This window comes from Vibrio genomosp. F10 str. 9ZD137 (genome assembly GCF_049974785.1).
Classification (GTDB): domain Bacteria; phylum Pseudomonadota; class Gammaproteobacteria; order Enterobacterales; family Vibrionaceae; genus Vibrio.
On the sequence record NZ_JBNGCJ010000946.1, the window covers coordinates 1 to 1,675 of the forward strand.

The 1,675-nt window shown below is 42.5% G+C and carries 1 protein-coding gene and 1 pseudogene; both read right to left on the reverse strand.

What is annotated here, in order from left to right:
• The coding region (locus ACP45E_RS20705) for a PDC sensor domain-containing protein (RefSeq protein ID WP_141707462.1) at positions 1-1,218 on the reverse strand (1,218 nt) is incomplete at its 3' end.
• Between the two features lie 171 nt (positions 1,219-1,389).
• Positions 1,390-1,675: pseudogene (locus ACP45E_RS20710) on the reverse strand (substrate-binding periplasmic protein); the annotation flags it as partial.

Here is a 1,675-nt window from a genome sequence, read left to right on the forward strand (position 1 = left end):
GGCGGTTGAATTCATTTCCTCAATGGCAGTAACAACCTGTTCTGTTTCAGAAACGTGATTTTGAAGAATCACAGAGTTGCGTTGTGACTGATCTTTGAGTTTATCGATGTTCTCATTTAAGTCACCCGTTGCGCCTTTTATCTCAAGCATCATGTTTTGCAGATTTTCGATAAATTTATTGACCCCATTCGCAATTTCACCGAGATCGTCTTTGGTTTTGACGTCGAGACGTTGGGTTAAATCGCCATTACCTTGAGACAATCCATCAATGGTTTGTCTTAGTGCTAAAATAGGGCGATACAGCACCTGCAAGACCAAGACTGCAATGATGATACTAACGATCGTGGCGATCAACGTGCTGATGATTGCCGAGTATTTTGCGGCGGCTAAGCTGGCGAAAGCGACCTCTTTGTCGACACCTATCGCAAAATACCAGCTCTTATCGGCGATATTAATTTTGTGTGAAAAGAGAAGCTTGTCGCTGCCATTATGTTGGTAATGTTGGACACGACTGACATTGGTCACAGCATTATTGACGACGCCTTTGAACCATGGGTAGTTGGTGGCTTTGTCACTGGCTTTTAATAAGTCGGTAGATGAGGCCAAAATGGTCGAGTCCTGATTCATGATGATGGCAATGGCCCCTGGAATTTCTGTCGCGCCTTTGACCATTTCATTGAGAAACCCAAGCTGCATATCGACGGATATCATCCCTTCTTTGATTTTCTCAACGATACTTACCCAGTAAACATCAGAACCACTCCCTAGGTATGGATCGGTGATGGCGGTTCCGCTGCTCGTTCGAGCGAGTTGATACCAAGACCGCTCGGTAATGTCACCATCCAACTTGTGATTAGGCCAGGTGTCTGCGGTTTGATTCCAATAGCCATCGCCGTTTTCAAAGCCAACCACTGAACTGTTCAGGTTCATCGCTCCGGCCATTATTTTGGTAAATTCGATAAAGCTCTCAGCCGTTCCCGTCATTTGTTCTGATTGATATTTTTTAGCGATTTTATTCAAACCAGAGACTTTTTCACCTAACTGGTTTTCAATTAACTGGGCTTGCTTTGCAACATAGTCTTCATTAGCGGCAGTAATAATCTCGATGAGTGTTTTTTCTTGCTTTACATAAGAGACGTAACTGGATGTTGAAACAGACACGGCAACTAATGCAATGATTGAAATAAGGAGTAAGTTTTTAAAACCAAGTTGTTTCATGATTGCATCTGCCTATTTATTGATTCTTTTGTAAATAATAGAACGTAATGGTTCGTTAGGTTGATTTTATGAGAACTATTTTTGAAAATAACTGTTTTAGGCAAGCCTCTGTGAGGAACACGCCCTTGTGAGAGAAAGAAAAAAGTGCGGCAGGGCGGTTAGTTTAAATGTTTACTCGCAAGGATTCCCCAGCATAAGTTGGTCGTAACAGCCATTACCCTTGATCAAGGTTAATCCCAGATCAAAAATGTGGCTCAGCTGTTGTCCTCGTTCATTTTTAGAAAACATCATGTACATAGGATTACTGATCAACGGTTTCTCGTCGATTTGAATCAGTACTTGGTCAGCCTTTGCTACGGACGACACCATCGTTAACCCCACTTGTCGCTCGATCGGTACAGCATCAACTCTGTGTCTGAGTAGTTTTAGGATGTTCTCATCAAGATCAACGGAGATT